This is a genomic window from Actinoallomurus bryophytorum (assembly GCF_006716425.1).
Lineage (GTDB): Bacteria > Actinomycetota > Actinomycetes > Streptosporangiales > Streptosporangiaceae > Actinoallomurus > Actinoallomurus bryophytorum.
Genome location: NZ_VFOZ01000001.1, coordinates 5,681,067 through 5,695,312, shown reverse-complemented (window position 1 = coordinate 5,695,312; position 14,246 = coordinate 5,681,067). Strand labels below are relative to the sequence as shown.

Annotated in this window: 12 protein-coding genes; 6 read left to right on the top strand and 6 right to left on the bottom strand. The window is 74.3% G+C overall.

The genetic code is table 11. From position 1 onward, the window contains the following. Positions 1-204 precede the first annotated feature (204 nt). Entirely contained in the window at positions 205-699 is a 495-nt protein-coding gene (locus FB559_RS26725) for a DUF3145 domain-containing protein (RefSeq protein WP_141958756.1), read from the bottom strand. Between the two features lie 143 nt (positions 700-842). Beyond that, entirely contained in the window at positions 843-2,360 is a 1,518-nt protein-coding gene (gene lnt / locus FB559_RS26720) for an apolipoprotein N-acyltransferase (protein WP_185792414.1), read from the bottom strand. Between the two features lie 151 nt (positions 2,361-2,511). Here lnt and FB559_RS26715 point away from each other — a divergent pair, with 151 nt between their 5' ends. From FB559_RS26715 to FB559_RS26695, 5 genes are read left to right on the top strand one after another with little or no spacing between them, the layout of a single operon-like run. Next, positions 2,512-3,687, top strand: coding sequence for a S8 family peptidase (locus FB559_RS26715; protein WP_246122092.1), 1,176 nt, complete (start codon positions 2,512-2,514; stop codon positions 3,685-3,687). 29 nt (positions 3,688-3,716) lie between these two features. After that, complete coding sequence (locus FB559_RS26710) at positions 3,717-4,250, top strand: RNA polymerase sigma factor (protein ID WP_141958752.1); 534 nt, start codon at positions 3,717-3,719, stop codon at positions 4,248-4,250. Next, positions 4,247-4,675 (top strand): carboxypeptidase regulatory-like domain-containing protein, encoded by a 429-nt coding sequence (locus tag FB559_RS26705; protein ID WP_141958750.1) that lies wholly within the window; start codon positions 4,247-4,249, stop codon positions 4,673-4,675. Before FB559_RS26710 ends, FB559_RS26705 begins: the two co-directional genes overlap by 4 nt. Further along, positions 4,668-7,235 (top strand): CHAT domain-containing protein, encoded by a 2,568-nt coding sequence (locus FB559_RS26700; RefSeq protein ID WP_246122090.1) that lies wholly within the window; start codon positions 4,668-4,670, stop codon positions 7,233-7,235. Before FB559_RS26705 ends, FB559_RS26700 begins: the two co-directional genes overlap by 8 nt. After that, positions 7,207-7,584 (top strand): DUF2203 domain-containing protein, encoded by a 378-nt coding sequence (locus FB559_RS26695; protein ID WP_246122088.1) that lies wholly within the window; start codon positions 7,207-7,209, stop codon positions 7,582-7,584. Before FB559_RS26700 ends, FB559_RS26695 begins: the two co-directional genes overlap by 29 nt. Positions 7,585-7,889: 305 nt before the next feature. Here FB559_RS26695 and FB559_RS26690 read toward each other — a convergent pair whose 3' ends face one another. The 4 genes from FB559_RS26690 to FB559_RS26670 all read right to left on the bottom strand — a co-directional run bounded on the left by FB559_RS26690 (position 7,890) and on the right by FB559_RS26670 (position 13,163). Beyond that, the gene (locus tag FB559_RS26690; RefSeq protein WP_425455083.1) at positions 7,890-8,711 is read right to left on the bottom strand and encodes a sulfurtransferase; all 822 of its coding nucleotides are present in this window, start codon (positions 8,709-8,711) and stop codon (positions 7,890-7,892) included. A 53-nt stretch (positions 8,712-8,764) separates the two neighbouring features. Then, a complete protein-coding gene (locus FB559_RS26685; RefSeq protein ID WP_141958744.1) occupies positions 8,765-9,874 on the bottom strand; it encodes an alkaline phosphatase family protein in 1,110 nt (369 codons plus the stop codon). After that, positions 9,871-10,461 carry a DUF5998 family protein gene (locus tag FB559_RS26680; RefSeq protein WP_141958742.1) on the bottom strand — a complete coding sequence of 197 codons (591 nt, stop codon included), beginning with the start codon at positions 10,459-10,461 and terminating at the stop codon, positions 9,871-9,873. Before FB559_RS26680 ends, FB559_RS26685 begins: the two co-directional genes overlap by 4 nt. Positions 10,462-10,757: 296 nt before the next feature. Next, positions 10,758-13,163 (bottom strand): bifunctional acetate--CoA ligase family protein/GNAT family N-acetyltransferase, encoded by a 2,406-nt coding sequence (locus tag FB559_RS26670; RefSeq protein ID WP_141958740.1) that lies wholly within the window; start codon positions 13,161-13,163, stop codon positions 10,758-10,760. A gap of 141 nt (positions 13,164-13,304) precedes the next feature. Between FB559_RS26670 and FB559_RS26665 the strand changes: the two genes are divergently transcribed. Then, a complete protein-coding gene (locus FB559_RS26665) occupies positions 13,305-14,198 on the top strand; it encodes a carbohydrate kinase family protein (protein ID WP_141958738.1) in 894 nt (297 codons plus the stop codon). The last annotated feature ends 48 nt before the right edge of the window (positions 14,199-14,246 follow it).

The window sequence follows — 14,246 nt, the reverse complement described above, 5'->3', positions numbered from 1 at the left end:
TGCGCGCGGTCTCGATCTGCCCGGCTCCGATGGCGACGCCAGTCGGCCGCAGCCCGGGAAACGCGACGCCGAGGACGCTCCGGACGTTCGGCCGATCCGGCCCGGTCCTTCGTGCCGGAGCGGGTGTCGGCGCGGGTGCGCCGGACGGCTCCTCGGCCGGGGAACTTTCGGCCGGCGAGACCTGGCCGTTCGGCCCGTGACGCGTCAGCCGGCGGCGTGCAGCCAGCGGACCGGGGCTCCGTCGCCGGCGCGGCGGAAGGGCTCCAGTTCGTCGTCCCACGGCTTGCCGAGCAGGCGGTCGACCTCGTGCTCGAACGTCGCCTTGCCGGCCATCGCGTTGGCCATCGCCGAGCGGAGACGGTCTTCGGGTACGTGGACGTCGCCGTTGGCGCCGATCACGGCGGTGAAGGCTCCGAGAGAGGGCGTGACGCTGTAGCGGACGCCGTCGCAGCCCGGCGACGCGTCCTCGGTCGCCTCGAACCGCAGCAGGCGCCAGTCGCGCAGCGCCGACACGATGCCGGCGGCCGTGCCGGAGCGTCCCTCCCAGCACAGCTCGGTGCGCATGGTGCCTGGAGCCGCGGGCTGATCGCTCCACGGCAGTGAGACGGGCACACCGAGTACACCTGCGGCGGCCCACTCAATGTGCGGGCACAGCGCAGGTGGCGCTGAGTGGACGTAGAAAACGCCACGTGCGGACACCGGACCTCCTGGGAGCGTTGCGAGGTTCGTCTTCCCCAACGTCCTCGCATCCAGATGGGCGGGTGACCGCTCGGTCATTGTGCCTCATGAACATCACTCGCACCAGCCCACATACGACGTCGGCATGGGTTCGCGGCGACGAATCAGCTCCGGAGACGCGCCCCGCGCCATGCCCACAGCCCGGAACCGAGGGTGATCACCACGGCGAGCCACGGCACATAATCCCCGAACCGGTCATAGGGTGTACGGCCGCTCGACGTCGGAGGCCGCACGATGACGGACCCGCGCCGGGGAGTGTCGAACCATGCCAGCCGGCGCCCGCGCGCGTCGAACGCCGCCGACACTCCGGTCAGTGCCGCCTGTACGACCGGCCGCCCCGTCTCCGCCGCGCGTACCGCTCCGAGTGAGGCGTGCTGCGGCGGCGCCCAGCTCCCCTGGAACGTCGACGTCGCCGACTCGTACACGACCAGCCGGGCGCCGCGGCGTACGACGTCGCGGCCGAGGTCGGGGAAGGTCGACTCGAAGCAGATCAGCGGGCCGAAGGTGATGCCGGAGCTCGTGTGCATCATCACCACGCCCGTCCCCGGCACGCGGTCCTCCTTGGCGGCCTGGCTGATGTGGGTGAGCCAGCCGAGCGCGGCGCGCAGCGGAACGTACTCCCCGAACGGCACGAGGCGGTTCTTGACGTAGCGCGCCTCCTCCCCGTCCGGTCCGATCAGCACCGCGCTCTTGGAGATGCGCCCCGCCGCGTCCCGCGCGTCCTCGTTGACCAGCAGCGGGCCGTGCGCACGTGCCAGCGTGGCGAGTCTGGCGACCAGGTCGGGGCGGCGGCGCAGGTCGAAGCCGACGCTGCTCTCCCCCCAGACCACCAGGTCGGCGCGGGGCAGCGCGGCCGTGATCCGCTCCTCCGCCGCGAACCGCGGGCCCGGGCCGTCGACTACGCCGGGCTGGACCAGCGCCACCGCCGGCGCGCGGCCCGCGGGCCTGGTCCACGAGGAGGTGTACGCGAGCGGCCCGGCCGCCGCCACGGACACCGCGAGCAGGGCGGCCGGCGCCGACCGGGTGCTCACCGCGATCGCCAGCGCCGTGTTGACCGCGACGAGGGCGAAGGTCACGAGCCACACGCCGCCGACGGAGGCCAGGCCGAGCACGGCGGGGTGCCGCCACTGCGTCGCGCCGTACAGCGCCCACGGGCCGCCCAGCGCCTGCCACGAACGCGCCCACTCGGCCGCCAGCCACACACTCGGCACCACCACGACGGCCGCCAGGGTGCGGCCAGGCCGCATGAGCGCCCAGGCGGCGTAGCCCCACGGCGCCCACAGCGCGCCGGCCGCCACCGCGAGCAGCAGCAGGCCCGGCCCGATGGTCGGGACCAGCCAGTAGAGCGCGGCGATGATGAACCCTCCGCCGAACCACCAGCCGCGCTTGGCGGCCTCGCGTCCGTCCGGCGCGGAACGGGCGAGCAGGAGCCCCGGCATGAGCGCGACCCATGCCAGCCAGTCGAGCCCGGGGCGGGGAAACGCCAGCACCGGCAGCGCGCCGGCGAGGAGGGCCGGCAGCCGGCGGCGCAGCAGGGCGGCGGCACGACGGCGCCTGGGAAGGCGCTCTCGGACCACCGGCGGGCCGTCGCCGGACTCGATGAACTCCGCCGAGACCCTCATCCCCCCAGGGTGATCGTCCGGCGGGTGTACGGCAAGCAGTCCCGACGAAGATCGAAAAGCGCTCCGCTCCGCCGGCCCCTGGCCCGCAGGTGACATGTCAGGAACACTGCGTACATGACCGCTCGCGTTACGTGACGTACGGGAGGGTGCCGTGTTCGACGAGTCCGTTCAGCAGGCCCGGCTCGACCGGCTGCTCGCGCGCCATCGCGACGCGGTGGTGGCCGAGCACGTACGCGGGTGCCCCACTCTCGTGCGCCGGGACCAGATCCTGGTCGCCGACCAGGACGTGCCCGCGGTGGAGGACCGCGCGCGCCGCTGGCTCGACTCGCGGGAGGACGGACCGGGCGTCGCGCGGATGCGACTGCGCGCCCCGGCGAGAGTGGACGTCTGCGAGCTGTCCGCACACCTCAACGAGGACGCTCCGCACCGGCGGCTCGCGGTCGCGCCCAACCACCTCGTCCACGGCCAGCCGATGTGGTGGACGGGCCCCGCGGGGAGGCCGGCTCCGACCGCGCCGCTCGCGCCCCCGAGGACGGCGCGCGTACGGCGGCCGGTCACCGTCGCCGTGCTCGACACCGGCCTGTCGCCGCACCCCTGGTACGAGTCCGCGGACTGGTACGCCGCACAGCGCGACGAGGTGAGCGAGGTCCTCGACGCCGACCTGGACTACGCGCTCGACGCCCAGGCGGGACACGGCACGTTCATCGCCGGGGTGCTGCTCCGCCACGCGCCCGGTGTCCGCGTCCGCGCCATACGGGTGATCGGCGGCGACGGCGTGGGGGACGAGCTCGGGGTGCTGCGCGCCCTGGCGCGGCTGGCCGGCCGGGCCGACGTGGTCAACCTGTCCCTCGGGTGCCACACCTACGACGACCGCCCCTCCCCCGTCGTCGCTCGCGCCGTCGCCGCGCTCGGCCGCCGTACGGTCATCGTGGCGTGTGCCGGCAACCACGCGAGCGACCGGCCGTTCTGGCCGGCCGCGCTGAAGCACGTGATCGCCGTCGCGGCGCTGGACGGACTCGAACGCGCCTGGTTCTCCGACTACGGCTGGTGGGTGGACGCGTGCGCGCCGGGCGTGGACGTCACGAGCTGTTTCGTCAGCTTCGACGGCCCGCTGCCGCGGGTGCGCGGGATCGACCCGGACGACTTCGCGGGCTACGCGTCGTGGAGCGGCACGTCGTTCGCGGCGCCGGCGGTGGCGGGCGCGATCGCCGGCCTGGCCGCGGCCGAGGACCTGCCCGCGACCACGGCCGCGGAGCGGATTCTTGATCCGGCGCACCGGCGCACACTTCCGGATCTGGGAGTGATCCTCATGACTTCTGGTAGTTGAACGCTTACTCTGCGCTAATATCCCCGCCTGTGGAGGACGAAAGCACCGGCGACCTCGTACGGCGGGCGGGCCGGGGCGACATCGACGCCTGGCGTGGCCTCGTCGACCGCTACTCGCGACTGCTGTGCGCCATCGCGCACTCGTACGGGCTGAGCGGCGCGGACGCCGACGACGTGATGCAGACGACCTGGCTGCGGCTGGTCGAGCGGCTCACCCTGCTGCGCGACCCCGCACGTGCCGGCACGTGGCTGGCCGTCACGGCACGGCGGGAGAGCCTGGCCACGCTCCGGCGACTCGGCCGCGAACGCCCCCTGCAGGGCTACGGACCCTCGGTGACCGGGCCGCACCATGTGGTGTTCGGCCGCGACCTCGCGGCCTCGGTCGGAGCGGCGCTGGAGACGATCCCGCCGCGCTGCCGCCGGTTGCTGGAGCTGTTCGTGGCCTCACCGCCTTTCAGCTACTCGGAGATCTCGGCGGCGCTGGAGATCCCGGTCGGCAGCGTCGGCCCGACGCGTGCCCGGTGCCTGACCCACCTGCGCAGGCAGCTGGACGGTGTCACGTGAACGGCGGAGCCAGCGAGGAGGAGCTGGTCGAGGCGCTGCGCGGGATCTTTCCTCCCGTTCCCGACCACGTACGGGCGCTCGGGTACGCCGCGTTCGCGTGGTTCGAGCCGGCCGCGACGCTCGCGACGCTCACCACGGAGACCATCGCGACACCGCCCGGCGTACGCGGCGACGGCTCACGGTCGCTCACGTTCGCCGGTCCCCGCGTCAGCGTCGAGGTCGAGGTCTGCGGGCGGGAGATCGTGGGGCAGCTCGCGCCTCCCTCCCTCGCGGAGGTGATCCTGCGCTCGGCGGGCGGGGAGCGCGGGACGCGTACCGACGAGGCCGGGTCGTTCGCGCTCTCCGGCGTGCCCGCGGGCGCGGTCAGCCTGCTGTTCCGGCTCGCCGACGCGACCTCGGTCGTCACGAGCTGGATCCGTGTGTGACCTGATCACGGCGGCCGCCGCGGACCCGCGCCGGGCCTACTCCTCGGCCCTCGCGCAGGTGACGGCCGCCGATCCCGGGCTACGGGTGACGGCGCGTCGCGCGCTGGGTCTGGCCTGCAAGGAGCTCGGCCGGCTCGGGGAGGGCCTGGAGCACCTGGACGAGGCGCTGCGCATCGCCGAGGCCGAACACCTCACCTACGCGACCGCACAGGTCAAGATGAACCTCGTCGGGCTGCTCGTCGCGCGTGGCGACCTCGAGGCGGCGCTGGCGACGGCCGACGAGGCGGCGCCGGTGCTCACCGGGGCCGACGCCGACCGGCTGCTGGCGAACCGCGCCTGCGCTCTGGCCCGCAGCGGCCGCATCGGCGAGGTGGCGCGGATCGCCCGTACCTGCGAGGACCCGGCGGTCTCCATCGGCCTGCGGGTCAACACGGGGCTGGCCAGGGCGTACGCGGGCAAGCTCGGACGGGGCGAGTCCGACCTGCGCCGCGCGCTGTCCGTCGCCGAGCGGGCGGGCCTGCGTCACCAGGCCGCGATGGTCCGGCACAACCTGGCCGTGATCGCGGTGCGCCGCGGCGACCTGCCCGCGGCGTTGGCGATCTACGACGCCGTCGAACCCGAGCTGGCCGGGGTCGGCGAACGCCTCTGCCAGCTCCAGCTCGACCGCGCCGAGGCGCTCGTCGCCGCACAGCTGCCCGAGGAGGCGCGTCCTCTCCTGACGCGGACACTCGAACACCTCGACGGTGCCGGCTACCGGTGCGACACCGCCGACGCCCTGCTGCTGCTCGCCCACGCCGAGCTTGCCGACGGCGATCCGCGTGCCGCCGCGGCCACCGCGCGGCGGGCGCGCGACGCCTTCGGCGCGGAGCGTGCCGGGTTCGCGCTGCTCGCCGAGCAGGTCGGGCTGCGGGCGCGCTGGACGGACGGCGAGCGCTCCCCGTCGCTCGCCGCGGAGGCCGAGAGGGCCGCCGGACTCCTGGCCGGCGCCGGCTGGGTCTCCGCCGCGGCCGACACACGCACGCTCGCCGGTCTGATCGCCCTCGACCAGGGACGACGGGAGCACGCGGCCCGGCTGCTCGGCCGCGTCGGCGGCGGACCCCTCGGCGCCCGTGTCGCGGCCTGGCACGCCAAGGCGCTGCTGCGGCTGGCCGCCGGTGACCGTCAGGGCGCCGCCGCCGCGGTGCGCGCGGGGCTGCGCGTCGTGGACGAGCACGCCGCCGCGCTCGGCGCCGCGGAGCTGCGCGGCCGGGCGGCCGGCTGGTCCGCCGAGCTGGCCGGCCTCGGCGTACGCCTCGCGCGAGGTCCGCGAGCCCTCCTCGTCGCCGCCGAACGCGCGCGGGCCATCGCCGGCCGCCCGCCCGCGATCCGGCCGCCGCGGGACCGGCGGCTGGCGGGGCTGCTCGCCGAGCTGCGCCGCGTCAGTGCCGAGGTTTCCGTGCGGCCCGAGCTGCTCGCCGCCCAGACGCGCCTGGAGCAGGCGGTCCGCACCCGTACACGCGTCCTCACGTCGAGCCGGGACACCGTACGCGGGTGGGCCTGGCTGGTGCCCGCCCTCTTCGAGGCGCTCGCCGACCGCATGTTCGTCGAGCTGATCCGCGACGGCGACGACCTGCTCGCGGTGACCGTGGCCGGCGGACGCTGCCGCCGCGTGTCCCTGGGCCCGTACGCGCGCGCCGAGCACGACGTACGGCTCCTGCGGTTCGCCGTGTCCCGGCTCGCCCATGCGGCGACCCCGGCGACCCCGGCGGCCGCGCAGGGGCTGGCGTGCGCGGCGGGGCGGCTAGACGCCCGGCTGTGCGGGCCGCTGCGCCTCGGGGACCGGCCGGTGGTGCTGGCGCCCACCGGTGCGCTGCACGGCCTGCCGTGGGCCGCGCTGCCCTCGCTGGCCGGACGTCCGCTGACCGTGGTGCCGTCCGTGGCGAGCTGGCTCCGTACACTCCGTGTGCCGGACGCTCCCGGGCACGTGACGCTGGTCGCCGGCCCGGACCTCGCTCACGCCGCCGGCGAGGTGACGGCGGTCCGGTCGCGCCACCCGTCGGCCGTGCTCCTCACGGGCGCGGCGGCGACCTCGGACGCGGTCCGCGCCGCCCTGGACGGCGCCGCGACCGCCCATCTCGCCGTACACGGGAGGTTCCGCTCCGGGAACGCCCTGTTCTCCAGCCTCCGCCTCGCGGACGGTCCGCTGATCACCTACGACCTCGAACGCCTGACACGGCCACCACGGCTGCTGGTCCTGTCCGCCTGCGACGCGGGCCGCGCGGACGTGCGCGCGGGAGAGGCCGTCATGGGGATGGCCGCCAGCCTGCTGTCCTTCGGCACGGCGACGGTCGTCGCGGCCGTGACGCCGGTCGGCGACACCGCCACCCCGGGCCTGATGACCGGCTTCCACGAACGCCTGGCCACCGGCATGTCTCCGGCCGAGGCCCTCGCCGCCACGCCCCGCGACCCGGCGACTCTCGGCTTCCTCTGCTTCGGCGCCGGTTATGAGCGGCGCCGCCGGTGGGAGCCGGACCGCCCGGTACCGTACGAGCGTGACCGACCGGACCTTCACCCTCAGTGAGGCACGCGCGCTGGTTCCCGAGGCGCGAGCGCAGATCGACGCCATCGTGGCCGCCCGCGCCAACCTGGCCGAGGTGACCTTCGCGCTGCGGTCGGGCCTCGCGTCGCACCTGGGCGGCAAGCCGGAGCAGAAGGGTTACGAGGCCCGCATCGACGAGGCGCTGGGATGGTTCACGATCCAGGGCATCGAGGTCAAGAGCATCTCTCCGGTGCTGGTGGACTTCCCCGCGGTCTACAAGGGCACCTCGGTCCGCCTCTGCCTGCTGGAGGGCGAGACCGAACTCGGGTGGTACCACCGGACCGACCTCGGCTTCGCCGCCCGCCGCCGCATCCCCGCCGCGGGCATCTGACGGCACCCGCACGTCGCCCACTCTCACCGCCGCCGACGGGCCCCTCTCGCCTGCCACGTCACGGGTGAGGGCGAGCCGCCGCTTCGCCTGCCCGGCTGGGCCGATGCGTGCCCAGCCGTCCTGGAGCCCACCCACCTGGAGCCCACCCGCCCGGGGGTGCCATCCCACTCTCATTGTCCAGCCAGAACAACGACGGGCGGAAGTAGAGCGACGTTCTGTGGATAACGCCGCCCCAGGCAGCGCCCAGGCGGCGCCACACGGCACAGACGGCGCCACACGGCAACAGCATGACCTTGAGACAGGACCTAGCCGCCCGACTCGACCGGGCGGGCGGCGTCGGCGATCCAGTTGGACCACGAGCCGGCGTACAGGGCCGCGGGGACTCCGGCGATCGTCAGCGCCAGGATCTCGTGGGCGGCCGTGACGCCGGAGCCGCAGTACGCGCCCACCTCCGCCGCGTCCGTCGCGCCCAAGCCGGCGAAGCGCTCGCGGAGCAGGCCCGCGGGCAAAAAGCGGCCGTCCACGCCGACGTTGCCGTGGGTCGGGGCGTTGACCGCGCCCGGGATGTGGCCGGCGACCGGGTCGACCGGCTCCATCTCGCCGCGGTAGCGCTCGGACGCGCGTGCGTCGAGGAGGACGCCGTCCTTGGCCACGGCCATCGCGCCGTCCGCGTCGAGGAGTGGCAGGTGGCCCGGTGACGCGGTGAAGTCACCTGGTTCGGTCTCCGCCGTCTCGTTGGTGACGGGCCGCCCCGCGTCCACCCAGGCGTGGTAGCCGCCGTCGAGGACGCGGACGCGTTCGTGCCCGAAGTAGCGCAAGGTCCACCACGCGCGGGCCGCGGCGGTCGCGTCGGCGTCGTCGTAGACCACGACCAGCCGGTCCTGGCGCACCCCGGCGCGCCTCATCGCGTCCTGGAACTCCTGCCGGCCGGGGAGGGGGTGACGGCCGCCCGGCCCCGGCGGCGCCGCGAGGTCGTGGTCGAGGTCGATGAAGACCGCGCCCGGCAGGTGACCGCGCCGGTACGCCTCGATGCCGGGTGGGCCACCGAGGCGCCAGCGGACATCGAGGAGGGTCACGCCTCCCCGGGTCGCCCGGACAAGTGACGGGACGTCGATGAGAGGGTGCACAGTGCCAGTCTGACCGTTATGCGGATCTTCCGCGAGGGGCGACCGGTCGTTCATCACGGCGCGAGGTGCGTGAGCAGGGGTACGAGCTGTTCGGCCGGTACGAGAGAGCCGTGCATTCCGACGAGGGAGGACTCCACCGGCTCGGCCTCGGTCGCGACGATGGCGAGGTCGCCGTGCGGCACCGCGACGACGTCGCCGACGCGCTCGGCCATCCGCGGCCCGACCTGACCGAACAGGCCCGCGGCGATGGCCTCCTCGCGCGACATGACCCACGCCTGCCCGGCCAGGCGTTCGCGCCAGACGGCGAGGACGTCCGCGGCCGCGCCCGGCGACGCGTACACGTGGCGTGCCCGCGGTTCACCGCCCAGCAGCGCGACGCCGTCACGCAGGGCGGGCTCGGCGTCCACGTCGACACGCGTGCCCGGATCGGTCATGCCGTGGTCGGCGGTGACGTACAGGGCCGCGTCCGGCGGCATCACCTCGGCCAGCCGCCGTACCAGCAGGTCGACGAAGGTCAGGTGGTGGCGCCAGGCCGGCGAGCGGGAGCCGTGGAGGTGCCCGGTGGAGTCCAGCTCACTGTGGTAGACGGTCACGAAGGACCGCTCGCCCTCGCGTACCGCGTGCTCGGCGCCGGCCACGAGCGGCCCGAGCGCGTCCGCCGGGACGTAGCGGGCGCCACGGTAGACCGCGCGGGTGAGGCCGCTGCCGTTGTACGCCCCGGCCGAGACGTGCGCGGTCGCCACACCCGCGGCGGACGCCTGCTCGAACACGGTGGGAGACGGCTGCCACGTGATCGGGTCGATGCCGTCGTCCCAGCGCAGGCAGTTGAGGAGGCGGCCCTCACCCGGGATGGCGACCTGGTAGCCGAGCAGGCCATGGCCGCCCGGCGGCAGCCCCGTGCCGAGCGAGCCGAGGCTGGTCGCGGTGGTCGCCGGGAAGCCGGCGGTCAGTGCCCGGCCGGCGAGCGCGTGGAGGAACGGAGCCTGTTCGGGGTGGGCGCGCAGCAGCTCCCAGCCCAGGCCGTCGACCAGGAGGACGCACGCGCGCGGCAGCGCCGGCAGGTCCAGGGTGTTCGCCCGCCCGGGTACGCCGAGCGCCGCCAGCACGGACGGGGTCAGGTCGGCGAGGGACCCGTGCCCGTACGCCGGGACGGGAAGCCTCATCGTTCGCGCTGGGCGATGACCTCGGACAGCGCCTGGGCGAACGCCAGCGCCTGCTCGACCGCGTCGGCGCCGTCCGCCGCCTCACTGACCCGCAGGGACAGGTCGTCGGCGGTCAGGGTGCCGGTGTAGCCGTGGTCGGCCTCGCAGGACTCGTCGCCACAGGAGGCGGGTTCGAGATCGACGTGGGCGATCACGCCCCAGCCGATGGTCACCATCACCTCGGTCGGCGGGATGCCGGGGACGTAGGACGCCGGCTCCGGCACGACGCGGGTCACGGCCACGGACTGGACGCGGCCCAGCCGCACCGCCTCCGTCGTCGTGGACGCGTGCGGATGTGGCATCGCCTCGGTCGGCGGGTGCTCGTCGGTGTGACAGACCAGCAGTCTGGTCGGCGACAGGACGAGCACGGTGACGTGCCGTCGCACCTCCATCGCGGGATCGAAGGTCGCCTCGTGGTGGACGACGTACGCGATCACGGACTCGGTGCCCAGAACCGACTCGACGGCGTCCGCGACGAGCGCGGGGTAGTAGCCGCTCCGCTCGATCGCCGTGCGGAGCCCGTTGGCCATCGCTCGGGTTTCCCTCATGACTCCCATCCTGCACTGCTCGGGCGTCATGCGCACACGTGCGGGTAGAGAACCGGCCATGACACCGACACCGGTACCCCCGACACCCCCGCGGCCGGATCCCCCGACCCCCGAGCCGCCGATCCCGTCACCGGAACCCCCGGTGCCACCGCCCGAGCCCCCTCCCGGGCCGAGACCGCCCGCACCCGGGCCGCCCGAGCCCGTACCCGGACCGGCGCCGAGCCCGATCCCGCCGGTTCCCGATCCCGTGCCGCCACCACAGCCCCAGGAGATCCCGGGCACCTGATCCGGGGCGGTCAGGAGGGTCTGAGCCGCCTGGCCTCTTCGGCGTGCCGCCCCGGTGGTCCGGCGAGCCGCAGCCGTGCGCCGCGTACGACGGCGCCGTCCGGCGCGGCCAGCACCGGCTCGAGGTCGAGCCGGGCCACCTCCGGCAGGTCGTCGGCGAGCCGTGACGCGCGCAGCACGAGATCCTCCAGCGCGCCGGTGTCGACGGGTTCGGCGCCGTGGTGGCCCAGCAGCAGCGGCGCGGTCCGCACCGCGCGGACGATCTCGCCCGCCTCGACGTCGGTCAGCGGCGCGAGCCGGTACGCCCGGTCGTCCAGCAGCTCGGCGGTGACGTCGTCGAGCCCGAACGACACGATCGCGCCGAATGACGGGTCCTCGGACGTGGTGATCTTCGTGGCGATCCCGTAGCCCTGCTCCACCAGCACGATGCCGTAGCAGGCGAGCAGCGCGGCGGTCTGTTCGGCCGTGGGCTCGCCCTGGCCGAGCATCTCCTCGACGAGGGCGCGGGCCCGCGGCCGGTCGACGCCGGGCAGGTCGGGCACCCGGCCGCGCGGGCGGCGACGCCAGCCGGCGTACCGGACGGCGTACGCGAGGGCGCGCACCGCGTCCTCGGGCGCGGGATAGGACGGCACGGTCCCGTGCAGCAGGCCGCGCTCACCGAGATAGGTGGCCACGACCGGTTTGGAGGCGCCCTCCGCCTTTCCCGCGATCGCGGCGGCGACGCCGGAGGTCATGCTTTCGGTCACCGCGGGCGCGAACACCACGATCACGGCGTCGGCCGCGTCGTCCGCGAGCGTCCGCTCCAAAGCGGCCCCGAACTCCTCGGGCCCGGCGCCGGGCCCGAGGTCCACCGGCGGCAGCGGATCGAGGCCCTCGACGGTCGCCGCGTCCTGGACGAGCAGGCCGATCGAGTCGGAGTTGCCCACGATCGCGACCCGGTCCCCCTTGGGCGGCGGCTGGTACGCGAGGATCTGCGCGACGTCGAACAGCTCACCGAGAGAGTCGACCCGCACCACACCGGCCTGGGCGAACAGGGCGCTGACGGCGTGGTCGGGCAGGCTCAGCGCCTGGGCGGCGTGCCCCAGCGGCACGCCCTGCGTGGTGCGGCCGCTCTTGACCGCGACGATCGGCTTGCTGCGGCTGATCCGGCGGGCCAGCCGGGTGAACTTGCGCGGGTTGCCGATGGACTCGAGGTAGAGCAGCACCACGCTCGTGTCGGGATCCTCCTCCCAGTACTGCATGAGGTCGTTGCCCGAGACGTCGGCGCGGTTGCCGGCGGACACGAACGTCGACAGCCCGAGGTCGCGTTCGGCGGCCCAGCGCAGGATCGCGATGCCCAGCGCGCCGGACTGGGAGAAGAACCCGACCGATCCCCGCCGTGGCAGCGTCGGCGCGAGCGTGGCGTTCAGCCCGGTCGCGTTGTTGGCGATGCCCAGGCAGTTGGGCCCGACCACGCGCATGCCGCCCGCACGCGCGAGGCGTACGAGCTCGTCCTGCCGCTCACGGCCCTCGGCGCCCGCCTCGCCGAACCCGGAGGACAGGACGACCAGGCCGCGGACGCCCTTGGCGGCGCACTGCGCCACGACGTCGTTCACGCCGTCGGCGGGGACGGCGACGACCGCGAGGTCGACATCGCCGGGCACGTCGCCGATGGCCGGGTAGGCGCGGACGCTGGCGACCGCGGTGGCGGTGGGGTGCACGGGGAAGACGGGACCGGCGAAGCCTCCGGTGAGCAGGTTGCGCAGCACCGTCTGGCCGACGGTGTGCGCGGTACGGCTGGCGCCGATCACCGCGACCGACCGCGGCGACAGCAGCCGGCCGATCGAGCGCGACTCGGCCCGGTGTTCGCGTGCCGCCATGACCTCCCGCGAGGTCTCGGTGGGCTCCAGGTCGAGGGTGAGCATCAGGACGCCGTCCTCGAACCGCTGCTCCGCCTTGTATCCCGCCTCGCGGAACACCTTGCTCATGCGGCGGTTCTCCGGCAGGACGTCGGCGATGAACCGGGCGATGCCGCGTTCGCGCGCGGCGGCGGCGATGTGCTCCAGCAGCACGCTCGCCAGGCCGCGGCCCTGGTGCGCGTCTTCGACGAGGAAGGCCACCTCGGCGGTCCCCGACCTGCCGTTCTCCGCCTCGTCGGCGGAATGGATGCGGTCATAGCGGACGACCGCCACCATCGCGGTCCCGATGGTCGCGATCAGCGCCACCCGGTGGTCGTAGTCGACGTTGGTGAAATGCTCGACCTCACCGTCGGTCAGCCGGGGACGCGGTGAGAAGAACCGGTAGTAGATCGACTCCGGCGACAGCCTGGCGTAGAACTCGCGTAGCAGCCCGGCGTCATCCGCCCGAATGGGGCGAATATGCGCTGTCCCCCCATCGGTGAGGACGACGTCGGCCTCCCAGTGGTCGGGATACGGCACAGGTCGAGAGTAACGGGAGATGCCAAAATCGCATCTCGTTCGATACCCATCGGGGTACTGAGAGCTGTTAGGTTTTTGCTCCGGGTCGCGCAGCTCCGCTCGCCCAAAAGGGCGGCGACCGCAGAACAGGGTGGTGACGTCATGACGCGCGTGGTCGTGGTCGGTGACCTTATGACCGATGCCGTCGCGCGGGCCGCATACCCGCTGGCGAAGGGCGGAGACACGCCCGCCAAGGTCACGATGCACGGTGGTGGCTCCGGCGCCAACGTGGCGTCCTGGCTGGCCGTCGAGGGCGTCGAGTCCGCCTTCGTCGGACGGCGCGGCGCCGACATCGCGGGCCGCAACCGCGACATGGAGCTCATGGGCTACGGCGTCGACGCCCGCCTCGTGATGGACCCCGAACGCGCCACCGGCACCTGTGTGGTCATGGTGACCCACAAGGGCGATCGGACGATGTTGTCCGACCCTGGGGCCAATGGGGCACTGCTCCCCGAGGACATCCCGCAGGACCTGTTCGCCCCGGGCGCGCACCTGCACGTGTCCGGCTACTCCCTGCTCAACGACGGGTCCCGGCAGGCGGCCCTGCACGCGATGAACCTCGCGGGCAGCGCCCAGATGTCGATCACCGTCGACGGTGGCGCCAACTCCCTGCTCAAGCGGGCCGGTGCCGAGCCGTTCCTCGACTGGACCCAGGGTGTGCGCCTGCTGATCGTCAACGCGGCCCAGGCCGAGGCGCTGACCGGACGGGACAACCCCGAGCAGGCCGCGAAGGTCCTGACCGCCTGGTACCAACAGGTCGTGGTGAAGATGGGCGCCGACGGCGCGCTCTGGTACACCAACGGCCGGCCCGAGCCCGTACGCGTCGCCGCGGACCCGGTCGAGGACGTCATCGACGGCACGGGAGGCGGCGACGCGTTCGCCGCCGGTTTCCTGCCTGCCTGGCTCGACGGAAAGCCGCCCGCCGAGGCGCTGGCCGCCGGATGCCGCCTGGCCACGCGGGCCATCGGCCACCTGGGTGCCCGCCCGATCCTCTAGTGCCCTGCGCCGAACGCCCGCTGTTCTACCGCGCGGCGCTCGGGGATC